The following is a 19,057-nucleotide window of genomic DNA, read 5'->3' as shown; positions in this document are numbered from 1 at the left end:
TGAGTTGAAATTTTTTGAGGAATTATATTGAGGAGTAGCTGAGTTGTTTGACTGTCTCAAAAAAGAAAGCAACATTCTCTTCGGGAGTGTTCTGTAAAATTCCATGACCGAGATTGAGAATGTGCTTTTGGTTCCCGGCTTTGCGGATGGTGTCGAGAATGCGCTGGCGGATCAGTTCTTGAGGGCCAAACAATACGCAGGGATCGATATTTCCTTGGACTCCAATATTTGGGCCGAGTCGCTGGCGCGCTACTGCCATATCTACAGTCCAGTCTACGCTGATGATATCAACACCGGATTGCGCCATTAACTCTAGGATACCGGCACTGTTGTGGATATATAAAATCAAGGGGGTGTCGGGGTGAGTTGCTTTTACCTGTTGCACTACCCGTTGCAGGTAAGGTAGAGAAAAGGTTTGGAAATCTTCAGGGCTGAGTTGTCCCGCCCAAGAGTCAAACAGTTGTATGACTTGGGCCCCGGCATTAATTTGGTAGCGGGCGTAAACTGCGATCGCATCTGCCAGTTTCCCTAAAAATTGATGCAGCATTCCTGGTTGACAGAAAGCCATTTTCTTGATGATGGCGTAATCTTTGGAACTTTTGCCTTCAATTGCATAGGCAGCTAACGTCCAAGGCGCACCCACAAAGCCCAAAACCGTAGCTTGAGTGTTCACTTCTTGGCGTAACGTCGTCAGGATTTGCCGCACGAAGGGTAAAGAAGCTTCAGGATCGAGGGCAGTCAGGGCATCAATTTGTGCTTGGCTGCGGATTGGACGGTCGAATACTGGCCCTTTACTTTCGATAATATCAAAGGAGATACCCATACCAGGCAACGGTGTGAGGATATCGGAAAACATAATCACCCCATCTGGTTGGAAGGCGCGGAAAGGTTGCAGCGAAATTTCCACAGCCAAGTCAGGATTCTCAGAGCGATCGCGGAAGGAAGGATACTTTTGACGCAAGTCTCGATAAACTTTCATGTAGCGACCTGCTTGGCGCATCACCCATACCGGAGGGCGATCGAGTACCTCACCCCGCGCAGCTTGCAGTAATGTATAATTTCCCATGTATGTCTCCCTAGATTGAATAATTTGGGCGTTGCATAAACGCAGGATGAATTGAGATTGTTCGTTTAATACGGTTCAGTTAAGGCTCAAATTTTTGGCGTTGCTCCCATTGCGGGATGATTTGAGAATTTGCATCAAGACATAATCCCCCCATCCCCGTGTCCCCTTGTCCCCCCATCCCCCCATCCCCCCATCAGCCATTATTCAGCAACGCCGTTAAATCCTCTTCCCTCCGAACAGAAGGTTGAATTAAATTTCCATTGGAGTGGTTTAATTGGTTTCCATCGGGTTTCATTCCCCATCCCATAGCGAAACATTTTTGACGAAGTTTGCGATAAGCAATGGATAAGTTATCGCAAGGGATGTGAACTTCATCTGACAATTTATCGGGGACTGACATTGGGTATTCAGACTCCACCACACCCTTATCTTCCATGACAACTTTGTAAGCTGCCCGTTGGAATATGCCATTTGCCCAAGGGAAAGTTAAAAAACTGCGAAACTGAATTCGCTTGGTAATGGTGGTGCGATCGTCAACAGGAACGTGGACGGTAAAATTAATCAGTTTGCCACGACCAAAGTCCACCACTAACCGTGTGATATTAGGCATATAAAAGCCCAAAGTTACTTTGACGTTGGCTTGCAATGGGCGAAAAACAACGGCGAAAATATCTTTTGCTTTGGTGTAATCTCTAACATTAACTTTGAGGTGAGCTTCCCATTCGCCTATATTCAACTCGTAGTCTTCCATTTTTTGCTCTAATGCAAACCCATTGCCGAAGGATTTGGAATGAATAATAGATACGTGGGACATATCCATATCATTCTCTAGGGTACGGGTGTAGTGAGCGTTAAGTTCGTATTCAAAGAAAATTCTTTGTAGCCTTTGGTCGGAAAATTCTGGCAAGGGTGGAATTGGCGGGCGTTCTTTTTCTGGTAAGTCCCCATAAAATAGCCAGATAAAACCGTATTTTTCCTGTATTGGATAGCTGTCTACGCGGGCATTCTTGGGAATAGGGACTCCGGGTTGATTAGCAGGAATTTCAATACATTTTCCATCTGCTTGAAACTTCCAAGCATGATAAGGGCAATGAATACAATCATCTTTGACCCAACCGAGAGACAAGGCAGCACCACGATGGGGACACCGGTCTTCGAGGGCTATTAGTTGTCCTTGAGCATTACGGTAGAAGACAAATTTCTGATTAAATATCCGGACTTGTTTGGGCTTTTTGGTAACGGCTGCGCTAAACTCACAAGCGTACCAGAAATTTTTTAACATGCTTGCTTCCTGCTATTCCTGTTGAGAGTAATACTTCCAAGTAAAAAATATTTCATTGCTATTGTTGACCCTTCGACTTCGCTCAGGGTCAAGGCTGAGCGGAGTCGAAGCCTTGACTGTTGACTGTTGACGGTTCACAGTTAACAGTCAACAGTCAACATCCAACGCTTTAACCCAAATAATTTATTTTTTGGACTTCCCTAAAACCTTCTTAAGTTACGCTTTGAGCAATAACTTCTTCGACTTTTGTATGGACTTCAATACTTTCAAGTCTCATTTGAGCAACATTGATGTTTTTCACTGCCATCTCTAGAGTGCTGATTGATAAAGAGGATGTTTGAGACACAAAATTAGATTGCACCTCTTTGGTATCGAGATTAAACAGCACTTGTAGAACCTGGAGGACAAGGCGTTGAGTTTCTACATCGCGCTGTGTCCGCAATTGCACCATTGGTTCGTGGAGAATTTTGTTGATAATCCTCAGAGTTAGGGCTTCCACAGCTTCTTGATGTTTTTTCGCAAAATCAGACCCCATACGAGAAAAAGCTTTTTCTAATTCTTGTTCGCGAATTTTTTCCATTTTTTCTCGTAAACAGCTAATAATAGAAACAGTTTCTCGCGATCGCAACCAAGTTTGAAATGCCTCTAAATCCTCGTGGATTAATGCTTGCGCCTCTATTGCCATTTGACGGCGGCTTTCTTGATTCTGGGCAACGACGGTTTTTAAATCATCAACATTAAACACCTGTACGTGGGGTAATTCATTAACGTCTGCATCAACGTTACGAGGTACTGAAATATCAAACAGCATCAAAGGCTGTTGTGGTTGCAATGCACCTTGGAGTTTAGCTTTGTCCAGTAAGGGTTCAACTGAAGCAGTACTGGTAAAAACTAAGTCGGAAGCTGCCACTAATGACATTAATTCAGCCAGGGGATAATATTGCACTCCCGCATCACTAAATTGACTGGCCAATTCCCTAGCGCGTTGCATGGAACGATTGACAATGGAAATTTGAGTCGCCCCTTTAGCAATGAGATGTTGCACCAGTCGCCGAGCCATGTTGCCAGCACCGACAATTGTGACTCGGCAAGTTGATAGCTTTTCGACTTTGATTTGGGCTAATTCCACTGCCGCAGAACTGACCGAAACCGCACCCGTACCAATTGATGTCTGCGTTCTCACCCGCTTGGCAGCGGTGACGGCTTGCTTGAACAACTGATTGAGGATGCGTCCGGAACCGTCGTTGTATTGCTGAACCAATTGGTAGGCGTGTTTTACTTGAGCGAGAATTTGTCCTTCTCCCAACACCAAGCTATCTAAGCCGGAAGCAACTTGCATTAAATGTTTAACGGCATCTTGCTGTAACAAAGTAAACAAATATTGATCCAAGTCCGCAAAGGGCAGTTTACTATACTCGCAAAGAAACTCAGTCACCTCAGCAGCTGCCCGGTCTATCTTGTTGACAACTACGTAAATTTCTAGCCGATTACAAGTGCTAAGAATGGCAGCTTCTTCTATGTGAGAGTATTTACACAGCTGGGCAATGGCGCTTTCAATTCGTTCTTCTGGAATACTCAGTTTTTCACGAATTTCCACTGGAGCTGTTTTGTGACTAAGACCTACAAGTGCGATATTCATGTTTCCTCCTTTGAAGTTTGTCCTCTTTTAAGAAACATGGGGAGTGGGGAGTAGGCAGTGTGGGAAGAAAGTATTTATTTCATTGTTAGCGGGTGATGTGTCAGGGAAAACGCATCTAAATTTTTCAAAAAGTATGTTGACAAAAAGCGAAACATATATTCCAAATCAAAGAATCGAATTTCTCGCCATCGCTTTTTAAAATTTCTCCCTTGTCCCCGCGTCCCCTTGTCCCTACATCAGCTTCGATAATCAATCTTTGAGGAGATATGGCATAAGTTATACTGCGATCGCAGACTTAGCAACATCCTCTATGAATTGGTGGGTGATGTGTTCGTATTCAAAAAAGCCAGAATTAAATATTCCTTTGGGGTCGTACTTGCTTTTGATTTCATTAACTTCCGGCCAGTAATCGCCAAATTGGCTTTGCCACTGTTGAATAGTAAAATCTATCCAGCAAGTTAAATATCTTTTTCCACCCATTTCTAAACTCAGGTTGCTGAGTTTTTTCAATTCAGCCAAAATGGGTTGCACTTGCGATTTGGGAATGCTGGGATAAATTCCAAAACCAACAATCAATTCTTCCTCTTGCGGTAAACGAAACATGGGCTTGGTGTTATTGCGATTTACCAAGCAAAAACAACCCATTTGCGTTTTACTAATATCGAGGAAAGTCGGTAACTTTTTCAGAGTGGTTTCAATGTAATCTTTAGCAGATGAAGCAGCAAGAAAAACATCCATCCAAGGGTGGGCAATTTCTTTACTATCTACTTGAATCATGGGTTCGATGAATTGTGCAAATCCCAAATCTTCAGTATGAATATGACGGTAAAAATTTAAGCCAGCAAGGATTTGTTTGTCGTCAATTTCCTCAAGAGAATTGGCTTCAACAGTAATCCGCAAAGTATAAAACCATTGAATCAAAGGTTGGATGAATCCCGTAGCTCTAGATATTCCTTGCAAACAGGGAACTGGAAAAGATACGAGATGATCGATTCTTTGTTCGGTTACTAAAATCCGTTTGTCATGCAAAAGAGCATCTAAATCATCATAGAACAGCAAATACGTGCGGGTTTGGGAAGGGTAAACTCTCAGTTTGTGCTGAACTTGGGTAATAATTCCAAACTGATTGTAACCGCAAAGTACGTGATTAAAAAGTTCGCTATTTTCTTCAGGCGTACACCAAACAATGTCGCCTTCTGCTGTTACAACTTCTACACCAAGACAATTATCAGCTTGATTTCCGTAAAGAAAAGAGGCTGCGCCTATACCACCCGCAGAATGAGTTCCTCCTAAAGAAACACCAAAATAATTGGTTAATACGGGAGGAACTAAACCATCAGGAACACAAGCATCAACTACTTGATTCCAAGAAGTTCCTGCATCAGCTTTAAACCAAAGTTGGTCTTTTTGAATATCTCGAATTCCATCGAGATTTTTCATATTTAAAACGATTCCATCTTGGTTTAAAGACTGACCGCCCAAGGAATGTCCCGCAGCCCGTGAAGAAATTACTAATCCTTTTGCACTGGCATATTTAACAGTTTGGGCAATATCGCGAGCATTTTTCGGAGTCACTACAACTTGGGGAGATTTTTGGTAGATACCACCGAAATCTTGGGAAACTTCTGTCAAAAGTTCTAAACTATCGCTGACTTCACCTGCAATCAAACACTTGAGGTCTTGAACGATGCCATTCATAAAAGTTACGATCCTTTAGAAAGAGATGTTTTTAAAAGATTCATCCCAATCTGCAAGATTTTAGGAGTCAAGCGAATCAAATCTAAAATATGAGAGAAGAAACTTGGTGTTTCCTGTGGTTTTAATTCTAGTTCTTTGGCAGGTCTTTCATACTTGAACATACAAACGCAATCACCATCTGCCTGCTTGCTAATAATTGCAGCTTTCATCCCAGGAAATGCTTGCCTGGTTGCTTCTTGTTCCATCTCACAAATTACTCGACAAGGGCTTTCAAGTCCATATTCTTTGGCAATTGAAAGCACTGGACAAACTCGTTGAATTTCTAACGCCGCATCTTTTCCATTTTGGGAAATATCTACGACTTGCATGTTGAAACCCATAATCCGAAAGATGGGAATTGCATCGGTAAAGCCTTTGGCTATGGTGGTATTGTCAATGAAAGCACCCATGAACGCCTTTTGATGAGCGGGGTAGGCTAACATCATTTGTTCAAAAGCTGCATCTTCTCCAATTTCATCTGCCAGCTTTTTGTAAGCTGCAAATCGATTCCTAAACATATTTACTGCTTTTGAGGAATCCATTTGCATTACGTCGTTCATGGTAATGTCGCCAATACCGATTACGTTATCCATTGGCAGTTCTCCGCATTAGTTACTGATTTAAATGATATGAAAAAACAAGGTAATCAACGGTCGATCGCTGCTATATTTGAAACAGCGATCGCCATCACTGACAGTTAACTATCAACAGTTAACAACCAATAATCAAAAGATACGCAAAGCCTCAACCCTGTTGGCAGTTTAGCATGTCTTTAATGATTCAGGAGTAGCGTGAATCGAACTCCATAAATAAAGTAAAACGATGGTTAAAGTTAGGTATCTACTAATAAACATGCACAGAAATACAATGTCAATTTCCTGCAATTCTTCAATGGAAAACTGAACTTGCAATAATTTGCTAATTTCAGCTTTAAATTTGGCGAATTCACTTGAATTAGACCAGCGAAACGTTCTGTTAATTTTTAGCAAAAAACTTGTCGGCAATTTTTCCATAAACACCTTGTTACTTCCTGTTTAGAGGCTGTCTCTAAAGAAATTTAAAGAGTAAAAGTTAGGCGCTTCTCATACCATTTCACTCAATTTTTGATACAAATTACTTTTTAGCTTCACAGCTTGTGATATCAAATCGCCGTGGAAACTAAGCCTTTTAAATTGCACAGTTGAGTTGTTCATGAACTTGGCTGACTGCTGACAGTTAACTGTTAACCGTCAACAGCGAACAGCCAACACTAAAAATGTGCAATTTAAATGTGTGACATTTTAGTATTATCTGTATCAATCTTCAGTGAAACGGTATTAGGATTTAGTAGCCAACATTTTTTATCGGCTGCTGTTGAGTGTCTTTACACCCACTCTTGGGGATTTCTTAGTACCTGTAAAAGTTTTGCTTCTTCGCTATCAGCGGCGGGTTGGTCGTTATAGTTCCAAAAAGCTTCTCCAGGCATACAATTAAGGACACTTTGGGTACTAACAATACCGCTTGTTAATCCGAATCGTACACCTCTATCATGTAATAGGATAAATTCGGCATAACGTCCGCGTCTGATACGCTGCCAATATTTATGCTGTTCTGTAAACTCCATATCCTGGCGTTGTTTGACAATAGGAAAATATGCAGGGATAAAAGCTTCAGAAGAAGTTTTTACAAAGGAAAGTAGGGTTTCAACATCGGAGTGTTGTAAATTGTCAAAGAAAATTCCACCCACACCTCTGCACTCACCGCGATGAGGTAGATAAAAGTATTCATCACACCACTTTTTCAAGCGTGGATAAAGTTCTGGGTCATGTTGGTCGCAAGCTGCTTTATGTAATTGATGAAAATGAACTGCGTCTTCTTCAAATAAGTAAATTGGTGTTAAATCACCACCACCACCAAACCACCAAGAACCAGGTTCAGTTCCATCACCCAACTGAAAGTAGCGATAGTTAACGTGTGCTGTAGGCACCATTGGATTAAATGCGTTAATCACAACACTGGTGCTGGTAGCAAAGAAAGAAGTACCTTTTGCATCTGGCGCTATGGTTGCAGGGTCAGCCATCACAACATCCGATCCTTGGAAGGTGACACCAGGAGGTAATTCACCTTGCATTGACACGTAGTTGATGCCTACTTTTTCAAATACATTGCCGCTGCGTAGGGACTTGTCGATATAGATAGCACCATCATTGTTTTCACCTTGTACCCATTGACCGATTTCATTTCTTGTCCACTGTTGTTCGTGAAGCTTAGTTCCATCTATTTCCTCAATAGCTTCGCAAACATTATGAAACATATCTAACAAAAAACTTTCAACTCTTTTACTAACCGGTGGTTGCTTGACTGCTGGGTTTTCAAGAATTTGAACCATGACAAGTGACCTCGTTGTGACTAAATAATTATTTGCGAAAAGGAAATTTTGGAATCTATAAAAATTGGAAGTTACTTCTCAAGTTTTCATCTTGAGGTTTCATCGATTAAGTATGTTTGCTTTGTAGCAAAAGTCTCGCCAGTAAAGAGCTAGCTTTGTGCGTTCATTACTTTAATTTTTCGCAGCAGCTAAATCTTTTCATTATTTATTCTTTTTCTTCAGCTAAGTTTTTACTAGTGAAGATCTGGAATTTTAGGAAAATTATAAAAAAATTATTAAAAAGTAACTGACTGGTTTGAGAAGAAAAACAGCATAACTTCAATGAGGTTAACTAGTTACACTCCTAGTCAGTGTTTACCACAGTTTTTACTTAACTAAACAATAAGTTATTTTTAGCTGATTTTTAACCTCAACATAATTAATATCTCCATCTTTAGATAGAAGACAAAATATTGTTATGAATGATTAAGCTTTATACCAATTATTTTCTTTTCTTCAATATTTAGTAGATTACAGAAAATAAAATATACAATTATCAATAATTGATAATCATTTTCACAGACCAGGAGGTGTTGACTGTTGACTGTAGTCAAATAACAGCCTGGGCAGCAAAATTTGATAAATTATTTAGAACTGCTGTAGTATTAAAATTATTCAGGCGTGGGATTTAATTATTTAGATACTGTTAAATATAAAAATAGCGATCGCCACTTCTGAAACAAACATACATTCATAAGTCGCCCTTGTTATGGCTTCTTGTTTTACTATAAATAATTGCTCAAAAATTACATTGATTACGGGTACTTTTTCGAGATGGAATATTGCCAACTCGCTTGAGGGAATAGCCTAAATCATTTAACTTGACACGAATTGTTTCTAAAGTTGGTAATTCTTCCTGATTATAACCAAACTTCTCAATTAATTGATGTCTCACTTGGGCAGCAGAAAGACGTTTAGACAAAGTTTTGCTTTTAGAACCTGCGTCTATCTGGCTTTGTAAATCCACCAATTTTTTGATATCTTCTAAAAGATTTGGCAGTTTTATTTCTGCTTTATAACGGCCTCTACTGCGATAATTATCTACACAAGTGATATTAGTAGTTAATTCTTTAATACCTTTACTAATAGTTACACGATTCCAACCCAATTCTCGTTCTGCTAGAGACTGTCCTCCATGTCCTAATGCCATAACTGTTTGTGCCATAAATTTACGTTTTTCTGCACCTTTTAATTGCTGTGCGGTTTCCTTCAACAACTTTTTTAGTGAATCTGTTAATTCTACTGGCATCTGTGTTCATCCAAAAATTCAATCATCATTGAATTTACTATCAAAAGCGAAGAAGACGCTAGGAAAGGCAGCCTATTTTTACTTGAGTGATAATGATTATTATTATTTTTTAGTATATTTTATTTTCTGGAAGCTTTATAAAAATACATGTAGTCTTATCGCTATTCAATAACTTTTTCCTTAACTTCACTAGTCTTTACTGGTGAAATTTTTCAGAAAACTTACTCTAGATTGCAAAGCGCTTTTGAATTTTCGTTTTTTGAAGCTGGATGTATAAGGAGAACCAAGAGGCATATGCGGTAATAAAAGGTACTATGCCGAAAGTGCTTAAGTTTCGGTTCAAAGCGTTGTGTGCACAATATGGATTAAAGATGAGTGAAGTATTACAAGTCTTAATCAGCGAATGGGTACAGGCTGATGGGCCAACTTCTTCTTTCATGACTGACACCTTGGATGAGAACCGAGACAATATCACAGATGTTAAGGCATATATTCCTTCCTTCCTAAAGACGCGATTTAAAGTTCTTTGTGCTCAAAGAGAGGTTATGCAACGCTTTATCCTCTACAACCTTATTCGTGAATGGGTCGAAAGAACCCATGAGAGCAACTTGCCATGAATCTATTGTTCCGTTCAACTAACATCGACAAACCTAACAACAGTAACGAATCCACTCTCAAGAGCAGTAATCCCTTTATCCAACTAATATTTGACACAGACCAAGTATCGCAGACTCGCAAACTTCTAGATAGAGCTATAGTATCTGCTGCCAAAGATACATTATCAAACTGCAAGCCACCCGCCTTAACTCCCTCTCGCTGGATCTGGCAACTCGCCGCTTCCTACCATTTAACTCATTCCACTGAGGTATTAATGGAAGAAGCAGCTGGGCGTTTTGCTCGATTGGGACGCTGGAGTTTAGCACAGTGGGCCGCACACAAAGCCCATGAAGAACAAGGTCACGATCGCCTCGCCTTGCTTGATATTCAGTCAATGGGATATGATGCACAAGCCGTAGTCAAAGCACTGGTTCCTCCAAATGCGATTGCTTTGCTAGATTTGTTCACTCGCAGCGTGCAAACAGCAGATCCAATTGGTTGTGTTGGATATTGTTATACGATGGAACGTCTAGCAATGAATATCAAAGCAGAGCATATCCAACTAGTGGAAGCAATACTACCACCTCATACGGATGCTACTCGTTGTTTGCGGATGCACAGTTGTTTGGGTAGTGACGTAAACCATGTGGAGGAAACACTTAAAATAGCCGCAACACTAACTTCAGAAGAGCGCACAAACATAACTGTTGCCTGCTATGAAACTGCATTGTTGTACTTTAGCTCGCTGAATGAAAATTACATCTTAGAAGTGGAATTACAACAGGTATTGAATCAGTTGAAGTTACAGACTAGAGAAGTGTTGACTGTTGACTGTTGACTGTGAACTGTCAACAGAAAAATGCTCAGAGCAGCTTACCAATTTTGGATTAAAAGCTTTTGCTAGAAAGCTGTGCCAAAAGATTAATTTGTTTAACCAATTCTTAATCACACACTTGAAATAATCTGAGGAAAATACAATGAACATCGCAATTGCAAGCGTTGGGCAGCAACTTTTGATTTGGCAATTTTTCGTATACTTCTTGAAGTACGACATCGAGACTTGGTTTCAAATTTACAATGACGATGAAATTGAACTAGAAGACTTTCTCAAAAATCAATTCGGCCAAGGAATATTTTTTAATATCCCTGCTTCTTTCTAAGTAAACAGGACTTACGCAAGTGTCACAAAAAATAAAAGCTTTTTGCTTGTAGTAAGCGGCTCCAGCCCTTATTTTGTTCGCGTAGCGTCTCGAAGAGAGGACTAAAGTCCTTACTACAAACTTAAAATAATATGCCAGTTGCGTAAGTCCTAGTAAATAGCAATCCTATTTCAGTTGGCAAACATATCGGTGTTGACTGTTCACTGTTCACTGTCAACGGTTAACAGTCAACAACCTAACATGTAATATTTCACAAATTATTTAGGATTGCTATATGTACTACTTTATTTTATTTGAAATCCTCACCAAAATACTAGATTTTAATGTGATATTTACAGCTTTTTAACCTTTTATTAGACAACGATAGTTATATTGCGATCGGTAAGTTTTACCAAATTTCTGTAACTTTAACAGAAACAATTGTAGTTTGTTGAAATAAATAGTAACAAATGAAGAAGTCTCAATTTTTCAGGGCTATTCTACCCATTGCTTTACCAGCAGCGATATTTTTTACTCTGCTGAATTATCTACAAAAGCCACTAGTTGCCCAAACTTCAAGCGTTCATTTAAGAATGGGTAATCCTAGTAATGCTGGGACTAGTTACAGCAATCTTTTATTAAGCAAATCTCAGTACGCAGTTTCTTATAATTGCTATAGAGGTACATCTAATTGGGTGAGTTGGCAATTGAACGCATCATGGCTAGGAAGCGCACCTCGCCAAGATGATTTTCGTCCTGATACTACATTACCTGCAAGCTGTTATCGAGTCAGTTCTTCTGATTACACTGGTAGCGGTTTTGATAGAGGACACATGACTGCTTCAGCAGATAGGACAAATACAGTTACCAATAACTCTGCTACTTTCTTAATGACGAATATAATTCCTCAGTCACCCGATAATAATCAAGGGCCTTGGGCTGCGCTAGAAAATTATTCTAGAGACTTAGTAAACCAAGGGAAAGAACTTTATATTATTTCGGGTTCCTATGGAACTGGTGGAACTGGGTCGAATGGAACAAGAAGCACAATTGCTAATGGTAATGTTACAGTTCCAGCCAGAACTTGGAAGGTGATTGTAGTATTAAATTCACCAAATTCTGACGCTAGTAACGTTACTACTAACACAAGAGTAATTGCTGTCAACATGCCTAACACACAAGGTATCAGAAACGTGGATTGGAGAAACTACAGAGTCAGTGTTGATTCTATTGAAACAAACACTGGTTACAATTTGCTTTCTAATGTCTCTACATCTGTTCAAAATACCATTGAAGCTAGAGTTGACAATTTGTAAGAATATTAGGAATTCGATTTGGTTTTGAGAAAAAATCTAAGTATCTGTAGTGGCGTGACCGGGCTAAAATAGTGCATTAAGAAACTCTTGTGGGGTGGGCATCCTGCCCGCCCGGAGGGGTGAGGATACCCATCCCACAATAAAATTTATTGCAACATTTTAGTTTTGTCACGCCACTACTGGCTAATAATTTTTGGCTTAGGTTTCTACAACTTTTGTCGAAATTCCCACTAAGTCCCCAGATGCAGTTTTACCAACAATATAGACATCAATATTTATCGTACCTATGCGATAAACTTTGATATCAGTGAGGTTATCTTTTAATGTTTTGACAAGCGATTGAAATTTTGATACATTTTGTTTTTGGATTTCATCTTGCCATTCTTTTTCTTGGGCACAATTGCGAAAAAAATCATCTAGTTCTACTTCTTCAACTGATGTTTGTTGAGGATGCTCTGTTAATTGTAGAATTTTTTGATTTGTCAAAGGTGTTTGAGCTTGATTAGACCACAAAAAAACTTCAAAAGGATATTCTGATTCACTCATCATGAGTAAATTATCTGAGGCTTGTTTGAGCTTTTTAGTAATTGGCTGATTCATAAAAATTATTGGTATACGATATCTTAAATTTAATATTATTTTCAACAATATAACTATCATTATCTTACCATATTTGCAGAGTTATAATTACCTCTAAAAAGATAGATTTATATCTGAATAACTCTGTGGAAATATCAGATTTTAACGAAAGATTTACTAAAAGATAGAGAAAGGTCGGAAAAGTGCGATCGCTCTATTGATAAATTTCATAAGTAATATCAATTAACAATTATTTTCGCCTCATCCATTTGGATGAAAAATTACTTTATTACCTGGTTTGAACAATCACCCCAACAAAAATCCGAAACTGGCAACATGGCTATTGTATATAAATATCTACCCATTTTTATTTGCAGCAAATGAATACTAAAGCTAAATTATTGACTCTTACCACCCTAACTTTTGCTCTTTCATCGGTAACTGTGGGAACAGTCATCGCACAGACAAAACTAACTGAGCAATCTAAATTGTTCGCCAATGGTATTGGACAGGTAAGAGTTGGAATGACAGTTTCTCAAGCCAGCAAAGCTGCTGGTACTCCCTTAGTTGGTGAAACTCCAAATAAATATTGCTACTACCTAAAGCCGGAATCTAAACCGAAAAATGTTGGATTTATGGTGACAGAAGGACGTATTTCCAGGGTGGATGTCTGGAGAGATAGTAAAATTACTACCTTCAAAGGTGCAAAAATTGGTGATACTGAAGCGCGGATTAAATCTTTGTATCCAGGACAAATTCAAGTTACTCCTCATAAATATGTCCAAGGCGGTCATTACCTAATATTTGTACCAAAAGAACAAGCCGATGAAAATTATCGTGTAGTATTTGAGACTGATGGTAAGCGTGTAACTCAGTTTCGCTCAGGTAAACTACCAGAGGTTGAATATGTGGAGGGATGTAGTTGATTTGAGAGATTGTTAAGCGTTAGGATTTTATTGAACAGAATTCAGAACTCAGGAGTCAGAATTCAGTATGAATTGGAGTCCGACTGGATCGGGACAACGTAATTGGGTCATTACGAGCGATAGCGTACTCCTACACAGAAGCAAGCTACGCACAGCGTCTCGTAGAGAAGTAATCCCCCCTGACGCTGGGATTGCTTCCCTACACTCCGTTTCGGTCGCAATGACAATATCGGCGTTGCGTAAGTCCTATGGATAATGAATATTGCTTTAAAACCTTCGCCCTTGTGGGGGAAACCAGTATTAAATTTTTTCAACGGTTAAAACTCTATCCTTTTATGGGTAGAGTATTCACCAATTCTGAATTCTGACTCCTTTTGATTTTATCTTTCTACTTCATCCACTTCTTTGGGAACTCCCGCAGTTAACACCTCATGTCCATTAGGTGTGACTAACACATCATCTTCAATGCGAATACCAATACCAACCCAACGCGGGTGAGTTTCTGGTTGGTCTTCTGCTAATTTAGTATCTGGAACAATATAAAGTCCTGGTTCCACTGTTAAAATTTGACCTGGTTGTAAAATCTGCGGTTTATCTTCACCATGCTGGTAAACTCCCACATCATGCACATCCAAACCTAACCAATGGCTGGTGCGATGCATATAATATGGTTTGTATTTCTCTTCTTCAATTAACTTGTCAATTTCTCCTTGGAGAATCCCAAGTTCAACTAAACCTTCGGTCAAAACGCGCACTGCTGTATCATGAACTGATTTGAAGGAATTACCTGGTTGCACTTGAGCGATCGCTTGTTTTTGTGCTTCTAAAACAATCTCATATAATGTCTTTTGTTCTGGTGTAAATTTCCCTCCCACAGGAAATGTGCGCGTAATATCTGAGTTGTAATAATCATAGGCACAACCGGCATCAATTAACAGCAATTCTCCATTTTGCATTTGCCGATTATTCTCAATGTAGTGCAATACGCAAGCATTCACACCGGAGGCCACAATGGAAGGATAAGCCGGGCCCATTCCACCCCGCACTCGAAAGATGCGTTCCATTTCCGCCTGAATTTCATATTCATAACGTCCCGGTGCTGCAATTTCTTGGGCGTGATTGTGTGCTTCAATAGCGATCGCTGCTGCTTGGCGCATCAATTCCAACTCAGCTTCACTTTTGATTAGCCTCATGCTGTGGATAATAGTCCCCGTATCTTCAATGGCCACAGGCCCAGTACCGCGTTTGGGATAAGTTTGTAGTAACCGTTGGTAATGCCCTAAGATTGTCTCATTAAAGGCGCGATCGCGTCCCAAGTGATAATAAATGCGATCGGCTTTTTCCAAATACTGGGGTAATTTTTCATCTAATTCCTGAATCGGGTACGCTTCATCAGCACCATAAATTTCCTTTGCTGCATCTATCCCACAGCGATAACCACTCCATACTTCTTTTTCCCGATCCTTTGGTTGAACAAACAGCACAAACCGATGTTCCCCATGATGGGGTGCTAACACTGCAACGGCCTGGGGTTCGTTAAATCCAGTTAAGTAGAAAAAATCACTATCTTGACGATAAACATACTCAACATCGTTGTGCATCACTGCCATTGGCGCACTGCGAAAAATCCCTGTACCATTACCAATTTTTGCCATTAACTGTTCGCGACGTTGCCGATATTCTGTTTGCATAGTTGATGTATTTCTAAAATTATTGTATTTTTTTACACTTTTGATAACTAGAGGATGCACATGATAATGCTTCTCACTAGTAGTTGCCAATCTTAGTTATTTTAGCCAATATTTGTTTCCACTCAAGTTATATAAGCTATTGGGGTTTTAAATTGCATGGTTGCTTGTTAAGTTCGTTGACTGTTGATTATTGATGGTTAACTGTTCGCTATTAACAGTCAATATAATCTCAACTTTTCAAAACAAATGACTGTTAACTGTTCGCTATTAACAGTCAATATAATCTGAACTTTTCAAGACAAATGACTGTTAAATGTTCGCTGTTAACAACGATTATGACCAAAACATAACATGATTTATCTATAAATCATCATATACAAAATGTATTTGTTAATTGTTTGTATAGCACTTGAATTTTTGAAATAAATAATTTAAATAGAAGGCAAAATTGTTTTTAAAGACTGACATTAAGCAAAAAAAAATAGTTATAAAAAAATATGGAAAGCCAGGTAAATGTTCTTTAATTACAGAAAGGTATTAATCAAAAAAGTTAAAAAAAGATAACAACTAATGATAAAAAAACATCATGTTTGGAAAAAGTTCCTCAGACTTGTCTTTGAATACATCTCAATTGGCATCAGAATCTTTCCAAAAATCGCAAGCATTATTAGCATCTAGTCTTGATAATTCAAATCCTCTAAATTCTGGTTCATTTTTTGGCAGTAGCAGTTCTTCCCAACCACAAGAATCTGCGGTGGTGTCAGCAAATCCCAATCCGAATCCATACTTAACCAGTGCAGCGATCGTTCCTGATTTCAACGCTGATGGCAAAACAGACAAAGTTTGGGTTAATACCCAAACAGGTGAAATTATTGTTCGCCTCATGGATGGAGCAAGAATTGTTGAACAGGGTTCCTTAGGTCAATTCGATCTATCGGCCTATGATTACAAAATTGCTGATTTCAATGGTGATAGCAAAACCGACTTTTTATTACGCAACAAAGCAACCGGTGAGAACACCATTGTTTTAATGGATGGAACTAGAGTTGCTAGCGCAGCTTCTTTAACCACCGTCGATCCAGCGTGGACTCCAAATATTGGCGATTTCAATGGCGATCGCAAAACAGATATCTTCTGGCACAATAGCCAAACCGGCGAGAACGCTATTTGGGAAATGGATGGCACAACAGTTGTGAATGCAACTGTTTTAGACACCACTGACCCAGCCTTAACTGCTAGCATTGTTGATTTCGATGCCAACGGTAAGAGTGACATCTTCTGGCGCAATCAGACAACTGGCGAAAACAGCGTTTGGTTTATGGATGGTGCCCAAAAGACTGAGTTTAGCCTGCAATCACAAGACGCAGCTTGGACTTATCAACTTGGCGATTTCAACGGCGACTTAACCACCGACTTGCTGTGGAGAAACACTCAAACAGGTGAAAGTAAAGTTTGGGTGATGAGAGGCATCGTAGTTACAGAAGGTGCTTTGGGAACATACGATTCATCTTGGAATTCTCAAATCGGTGATTTCAACGGTGATGGTAAGACCGATATCTTCTGGCGCAATACAACCACAGGTGAGAACACAGCTTGGTTAATGGATGGTACAAACATTGCAACTCAAGCCTTCCTCCCAAGCAATAGTGCAGCTCTGACACCATCCCTTGGCGATTTCAACGGTGATGGCAAGACTGACATCTACTGGCGCGACCAAACAGCAGGTGCAGACAACATTTGGACTATCGATGGTACAACCGCCGTCGAAACTCCCATCGGTGAAGCAGATAGACTGACCCCAGAGTGGTATACCTTCTAAAATTAGAATTCAGAATTCAGAATTCAGAATTCAGAATTCAGAATTCAGGAGTTAGGAGTGGAGAGTGAGGAGTTAGGAGTTATTATTGTCCCTCATCCGCCTTATCTCCCCAATCCCCAATCCCTGCTCATTAAAATTTGTAACTCAAAACCTGAATTACGCTGCTTTCCGGTAAATCTTTAGGATTAATGGAAATAGTATCTGAACTGCTGCGTCGGACTGTTACTCCTTGCATTAAGGTTAGGAAATCATCGAGTGGCGAAATGTCGCACGCAGCAGCATCGGCGGCTTGTGTCCGGTAATGGGTAGGAATCACTAACTTGGGATTTAATATTTCAACGGCCTGCTTTGCTTCTTGAGCATTGTAGGCTTTTGCACTGCCGCCTACTGGAATAAATAGCACGTCGGGACGACCCATGAGAATTTTTTGCTCAATGGAAATGGGTGCTGCTGCTCCCCCTAAGTGCAGGATATTTATTCCGCCTTGTTTCCAACTCCAAGCTGTGTTGGAGCCAAACTGCTTACCACCTTTGCGATCGTGGTCTATGGCAACTCCTTGGAACCTAATACCTTTGAATTCGTAAACTCCTGGTTCATAAATTAGTTTTGCATTGGCTGGTAGTGTGTCTACAGCACCTTCATCCAGCAATTGGCTACTAATCAGTACTAAATCAGCTGCTACTTTTGGCACGCGATACCCAGCAGTACAACCGACGGCGCGAAATGGATTGACGAGAATTTTTGCACTGCTACCTTCAAAAAGAAAGCAAGTATGACCCAACCACTTAACTGATAAACCGCTAGATTGTGCGTTAGCCCGCAGGTGGGAACCAAAGGTAGTAACTGAAGCTGTGACCAATCCCGCCCCAGCATAACCCATCAACTGTCGTCGTTTCATTAATTAAGCTCTCGACTGTAACTGTTGGAGAAAGTTTCGCAATAATTGTTTTCCTGATGATGTCAGGACACTTTCTGGATGAAACTGGACGCCCTGAATCTGAGGATAGTTCCGGTGTCGCACTCCCATAATTGTGCCATCGTCAACCCAAGCGGTGATTTCTAGCACATCAGGGCAAGTCTCGCGATCGATGACTAAACTATGATACCTGGTGGCGGTGAGTGGATTTTCTAATCCTTGGAAAACCCCCACCCCAGTGTGAGTCACCAGAGAGGTTTTGCCATGCATCAATTCTGGAGCAGAAACTATTTTACCACCGAACACTTGACCGATACTTTGATGGCCTAAACAAACACCTAAAATTGGCAACTCTTGTCCTAGTTGTTCGATCAACTCTAAGGAAATACCAGCATCTTCTGGACGACCAGGCCCCGGAGAAATAACTATGGCTTTTGGCTTTAATGTCCGAATCTCATCTATGGATATTTTGTCGTTACGAAAAACTTTAATATCAGCTGCCACTGGGAACTCTGCTGCCAATTCCCCCAGATATTGCACCAAATTATATGTAAAACTATCGTAATTATCGATGACTATTAACATAATTAGAGAAAAAATTAGAGATTGGAAGTGACAGATACAAAACTGTCATAACTTGTAAAGTTAGACTAGGGATAAGCTTTCCCACATTTAAGAAATGGCAGTTGACGGT

At 40.0% G+C, this 19,057-nt stretch carries 17 protein-coding genes and 1 pseudogene; 7 read left to right on the top strand and 11 right to left on the bottom strand.

Annotated features, from left to right (window positions below; all coding sequences use genetic code 11):
* Positions 1–22: 22 nt before the first annotated feature.
* The 5 genes from hemE to VF06_RS33610 form a co-directional block, all read right to left on the bottom strand.
* Positions 23–1,066 carry a uroporphyrinogen decarboxylase gene (hemE, locus tag VF06_RS33630; protein WP_099072086.1) on the bottom strand — a complete coding sequence of 348 codons (1,044 nt, stop codon included), beginning with the start codon at positions 1,064–1,066 and terminating at the stop codon, positions 23–25.
* Positions 1,067–1,259: 193 nt separating this feature from the next.
* Positions 1,260–2,348, bottom strand: a complete 1,089-nt coding sequence (locus VF06_RS33625; RefSeq protein WP_099070530.1) for an aromatic ring-hydroxylating dioxygenase subunit alpha — start codon at positions 2,346–2,348, stop codon at positions 1,260–1,262.
* Between the two features lie 211 nt (positions 2,349–2,559).
* Entirely contained in the window at positions 2,560–3,987 is a 1,428-nt protein-coding gene (locus VF06_RS33620) for a glutamyl-tRNA reductase (protein WP_099070529.1), read from the bottom strand.
* Positions 3,988–4,263: 276 nt separating this feature from the next.
* Positions 4,264–5,685, bottom strand: a complete 1,422-nt coding sequence (locus VF06_RS33615) for an FAD-binding protein (RefSeq protein WP_099070528.1) — start codon at positions 5,683–5,685, stop codon at positions 4,264–4,266.
* 5 nt (positions 5,686–5,690) lie between these two features.
* Entirely contained in the window at positions 5,691–6,266 is a 576-nt protein-coding gene (locus VF06_RS33610) for an L-2-amino-thiazoline-4-carboxylic acid hydrolase (protein WP_257207632.1), read from the bottom strand.
* On the opposite strand from VF06_RS33610, the gene VF06_RS41630 reads away from it, so the two are divergent.
* Positions 6,267–6,425, top strand: a complete 159-nt coding sequence (locus tag VF06_RS41630; protein ID WP_180267483.1) for a hypothetical protein — start codon at positions 6,267–6,269, stop codon at positions 6,423–6,425.
* Positions 6,426–7,087: 662 nt separating this feature from the next.
* Here VF06_RS41630 and hemF read toward each other — a convergent pair.
* Positions 7,088–8,092 (bottom strand): oxygen-dependent coproporphyrinogen oxidase, encoded by a 1,005-nt coding sequence (gene hemF / locus VF06_RS33600; protein WP_099070525.1) that lies wholly within the window; start codon positions 8,090–8,092, stop codon positions 7,088–7,090.
* 750 nt (positions 8,093–8,842) lie between these two features.
* Positions 8,843–9,380, bottom strand: a pseudogene (locus tag VF06_RS33595) (hypothetical protein); the annotation flags it as partial.
* A 371-nt stretch (positions 9,381–9,751) separates the two neighbouring features.
* On the opposite strand from VF06_RS33595, the gene VF06_RS33590 reads away from it, so the two are divergent.
* The 4 genes from VF06_RS33590 (at position 9,752) to VF06_RS33575 (ending at position 12,432) form a co-directional block, all read left to right on the top strand.
* A complete protein-coding gene (locus VF06_RS33590) occupies positions 9,752–9,997 on the top strand; it encodes a hypothetical protein (RefSeq protein ID WP_244918088.1) in 246 nt (81 codons plus the stop codon).
* The gene (locus VF06_RS33585; RefSeq protein ID WP_099070522.1) at positions 9,994–10,815 is read left to right on the top strand and encodes a hypothetical protein; all 822 of its coding nucleotides are present in this window, start codon (positions 9,994–9,996) and stop codon (positions 10,813–10,815) included. The genes VF06_RS33590 and VF06_RS33585 overlap by 4 nt, the downstream gene beginning before the upstream one ends.
* 139 nt (positions 10,816–10,954) lie before the next feature.
* Positions 10,955–11,137 (top strand): hypothetical protein, encoded by a 183-nt coding sequence (locus VF06_RS33580; RefSeq protein ID WP_099070521.1) that lies wholly within the window; start codon positions 10,955–10,957, stop codon positions 11,135–11,137.
* 449 nt (positions 11,138–11,586) lie between these two features.
* Positions 11,587–12,432 carry a DNA/RNA non-specific endonuclease gene (locus VF06_RS33575; protein ID WP_099070520.1) on the top strand — a complete coding sequence of 282 codons (846 nt, stop codon included), beginning with the start codon at positions 11,587–11,589 and terminating at the stop codon, positions 12,430–12,432.
* A 198-nt stretch (positions 12,433–12,630) separates the two neighbouring features.
* Here VF06_RS33575 and VF06_RS33570 read toward each other — a convergent pair whose 3' ends face one another.
* Positions 12,631–13,032, bottom strand: coding sequence for a nuclease A inhibitor family protein (locus VF06_RS33570; RefSeq protein WP_099070519.1), 402 nt, complete (start codon positions 13,030–13,032; stop codon positions 12,631–12,633).
* 359 nt (positions 13,033–13,391) lie between these two features.
* Between VF06_RS33570 and VF06_RS33565 the strand changes: the two genes are divergently transcribed.
* Positions 13,392–13,937, top strand: coding sequence for a hypothetical protein (locus VF06_RS33565; RefSeq protein ID WP_099070518.1), 546 nt, complete (start codon positions 13,392–13,394; stop codon positions 13,935–13,937).
* Between the two features lie 380 nt (positions 13,938–14,317).
* Here VF06_RS33565 and VF06_RS33560 read toward each other — a convergent pair whose 3' ends face one another.
* Complete coding sequence (locus tag VF06_RS33560; protein WP_099070517.1) at positions 14,318–15,628, bottom strand: aminopeptidase P N-terminal domain-containing protein; 1,311 nt, start codon at positions 15,626–15,628, stop codon at positions 14,318–14,320.
* Positions 15,629–16,214: 586 nt separating this feature from the next.
* On the opposite strand from VF06_RS33560, the gene VF06_RS33555 reads away from it, so the two are divergent.
* Positions 16,215–17,447 carry an FG-GAP repeat domain-containing protein gene (locus VF06_RS33555; protein WP_099070516.1) on the top strand — a complete coding sequence of 411 codons (1,233 nt, stop codon included), beginning with the start codon at positions 16,215–16,217 and terminating at the stop codon, positions 17,445–17,447.
* A 130-nt stretch (positions 17,448–17,577) separates the two neighbouring features.
* On the opposite strand, the gene VF06_RS33550 is transcribed toward VF06_RS33555, so the two are convergent.
* Both VF06_RS33550 and VF06_RS33545 read right to left on the bottom strand, forming a co-directional pair.
* Positions 17,578–18,345, bottom strand: coding sequence for an MBL fold metallo-hydrolase (locus VF06_RS33550; RefSeq protein ID WP_099070515.1), 768 nt, complete (start codon positions 18,343–18,345; stop codon positions 17,578–17,580).
* 3 nt (positions 18,346–18,348) lie between these two features.
* Positions 18,349–18,948 carry an anthranilate synthase component II gene (locus tag VF06_RS33545; protein WP_099070514.1) on the bottom strand — a complete coding sequence of 200 codons (600 nt, stop codon included), beginning with the start codon at positions 18,946–18,948 and terminating at the stop codon, positions 18,349–18,351.
* Positions 18,949–19,057 lie beyond the last annotated feature (109 nt).

Source organism: Nostoc linckia z4, from assembly GCF_002608075.1.
In the GTDB taxonomy this organism is placed as follows: Bacteria; Cyanobacteriota; Cyanobacteriia; order Cyanobacteriales; family Nostocaceae; genus Nostoc; species Nostoc linckia.
The sequence above is the reverse complement of the archived record's forward strand: the minus strand, read 5'-3'. Positions and strand labels throughout refer to the sequence as shown.

What these genes read in the sequence shown, in the direction of transcription:
- hemE (WP_099072086.1), bottom strand. Translation starts at nt 1,066, where the DNA reads ATGGGAAATTATACATTACTGCAAGCTGCGCGGGGTGAGGTACTCGAT.
- VF06_RS33625 (WP_099070530.1), bottom strand. Translation starts at nt 2,348, where the DNA reads ATGTTAAAAAATTTCTGGTACGCTTGTGAGTTTAGCGCAGCCGTTACC.
- VF06_RS33620 (WP_099070529.1), bottom strand. Translation starts at nt 3,987, where the DNA reads ATGAATATCGCACTTGTAGGTCTTAGTCACAAAACAGCTCCAGTGGAA.
- VF06_RS33615 (WP_099070528.1), bottom strand. Translation starts at nt 5,685, where the DNA reads ATGAATGGCATCGTTCAAGACCTCAAGTGTTTGATTGCAGGTGAAGTC.
- VF06_RS33610 (WP_257207632.1), bottom strand. Translation starts at nt 6,266, where the DNA reads ATGGATTCCTCAAAAGCAGTAAATATGTTTAGGAATCGATTTGCAGCT.
- hemF (WP_099070525.1), bottom strand. Translation starts at nt 8,092, where the DNA reads ATGGTTCAAATTCTTGAAAACCCAGCAGTCAAGCAACCACCGGTTAGT.
- VF06_RS33590 (WP_244918088.1), top strand. Translation starts at nt 9,752, where the DNA reads ATGAGTGAAGTATTACAAGTCTTAATCAGCGAATGGGTACAGGCTGAT.
- VF06_RS33585 (WP_099070522.1), top strand. Translation starts at nt 9,994, where the DNA reads ATGAATCTATTGTTCCGTTCAACTAACATCGACAAACCTAACAACAGT.
- VF06_RS33580 (WP_099070521.1), top strand. Translation starts at nt 10,955, where the DNA reads ATGAACATCGCAATTGCAAGCGTTGGGCAGCAACTTTTGATTTGGCAA.
- VF06_RS33575 (WP_099070520.1), top strand. Translation starts at nt 11,587, where the DNA reads ATGAAGAAGTCTCAATTTTTCAGGGCTATTCTACCCATTGCTTTACCA.
- VF06_RS33570 (WP_099070519.1), bottom strand. Translation starts at nt 13,032, where the DNA reads ATGAATCAGCCAATTACTAAAAAGCTCAAACAAGCCTCAGATAATTTA.
- VF06_RS33565 (WP_099070518.1), top strand. Translation starts at nt 13,392, where the DNA reads ATGAATACTAAAGCTAAATTATTGACTCTTACCACCCTAACTTTTGCT.
- VF06_RS33560 (WP_099070517.1), bottom strand. Translation starts at nt 15,628, where the DNA reads ATGCAAACAGAATATCGGCAACGTCGCGAACAGTTAATGGCAAAAATT.
- VF06_RS33555 (WP_099070516.1), top strand. Translation starts at nt 16,215, where the DNA reads ATGTTTGGAAAAAGTTCCTCAGACTTGTCTTTGAATACATCTCAATTG.
- VF06_RS33550 (WP_099070515.1), bottom strand. Translation starts at nt 18,345, where the DNA reads ATGAAACGACGACAGTTGATGGGTTATGCTGGGGCGGGATTGGTCACA.
- VF06_RS33545 (WP_099070514.1), bottom strand. Translation starts at nt 18,948, where the DNA reads ATGTTAATAGTCATCGATAATTACGATAGTTTTACATATAATTTGGTG.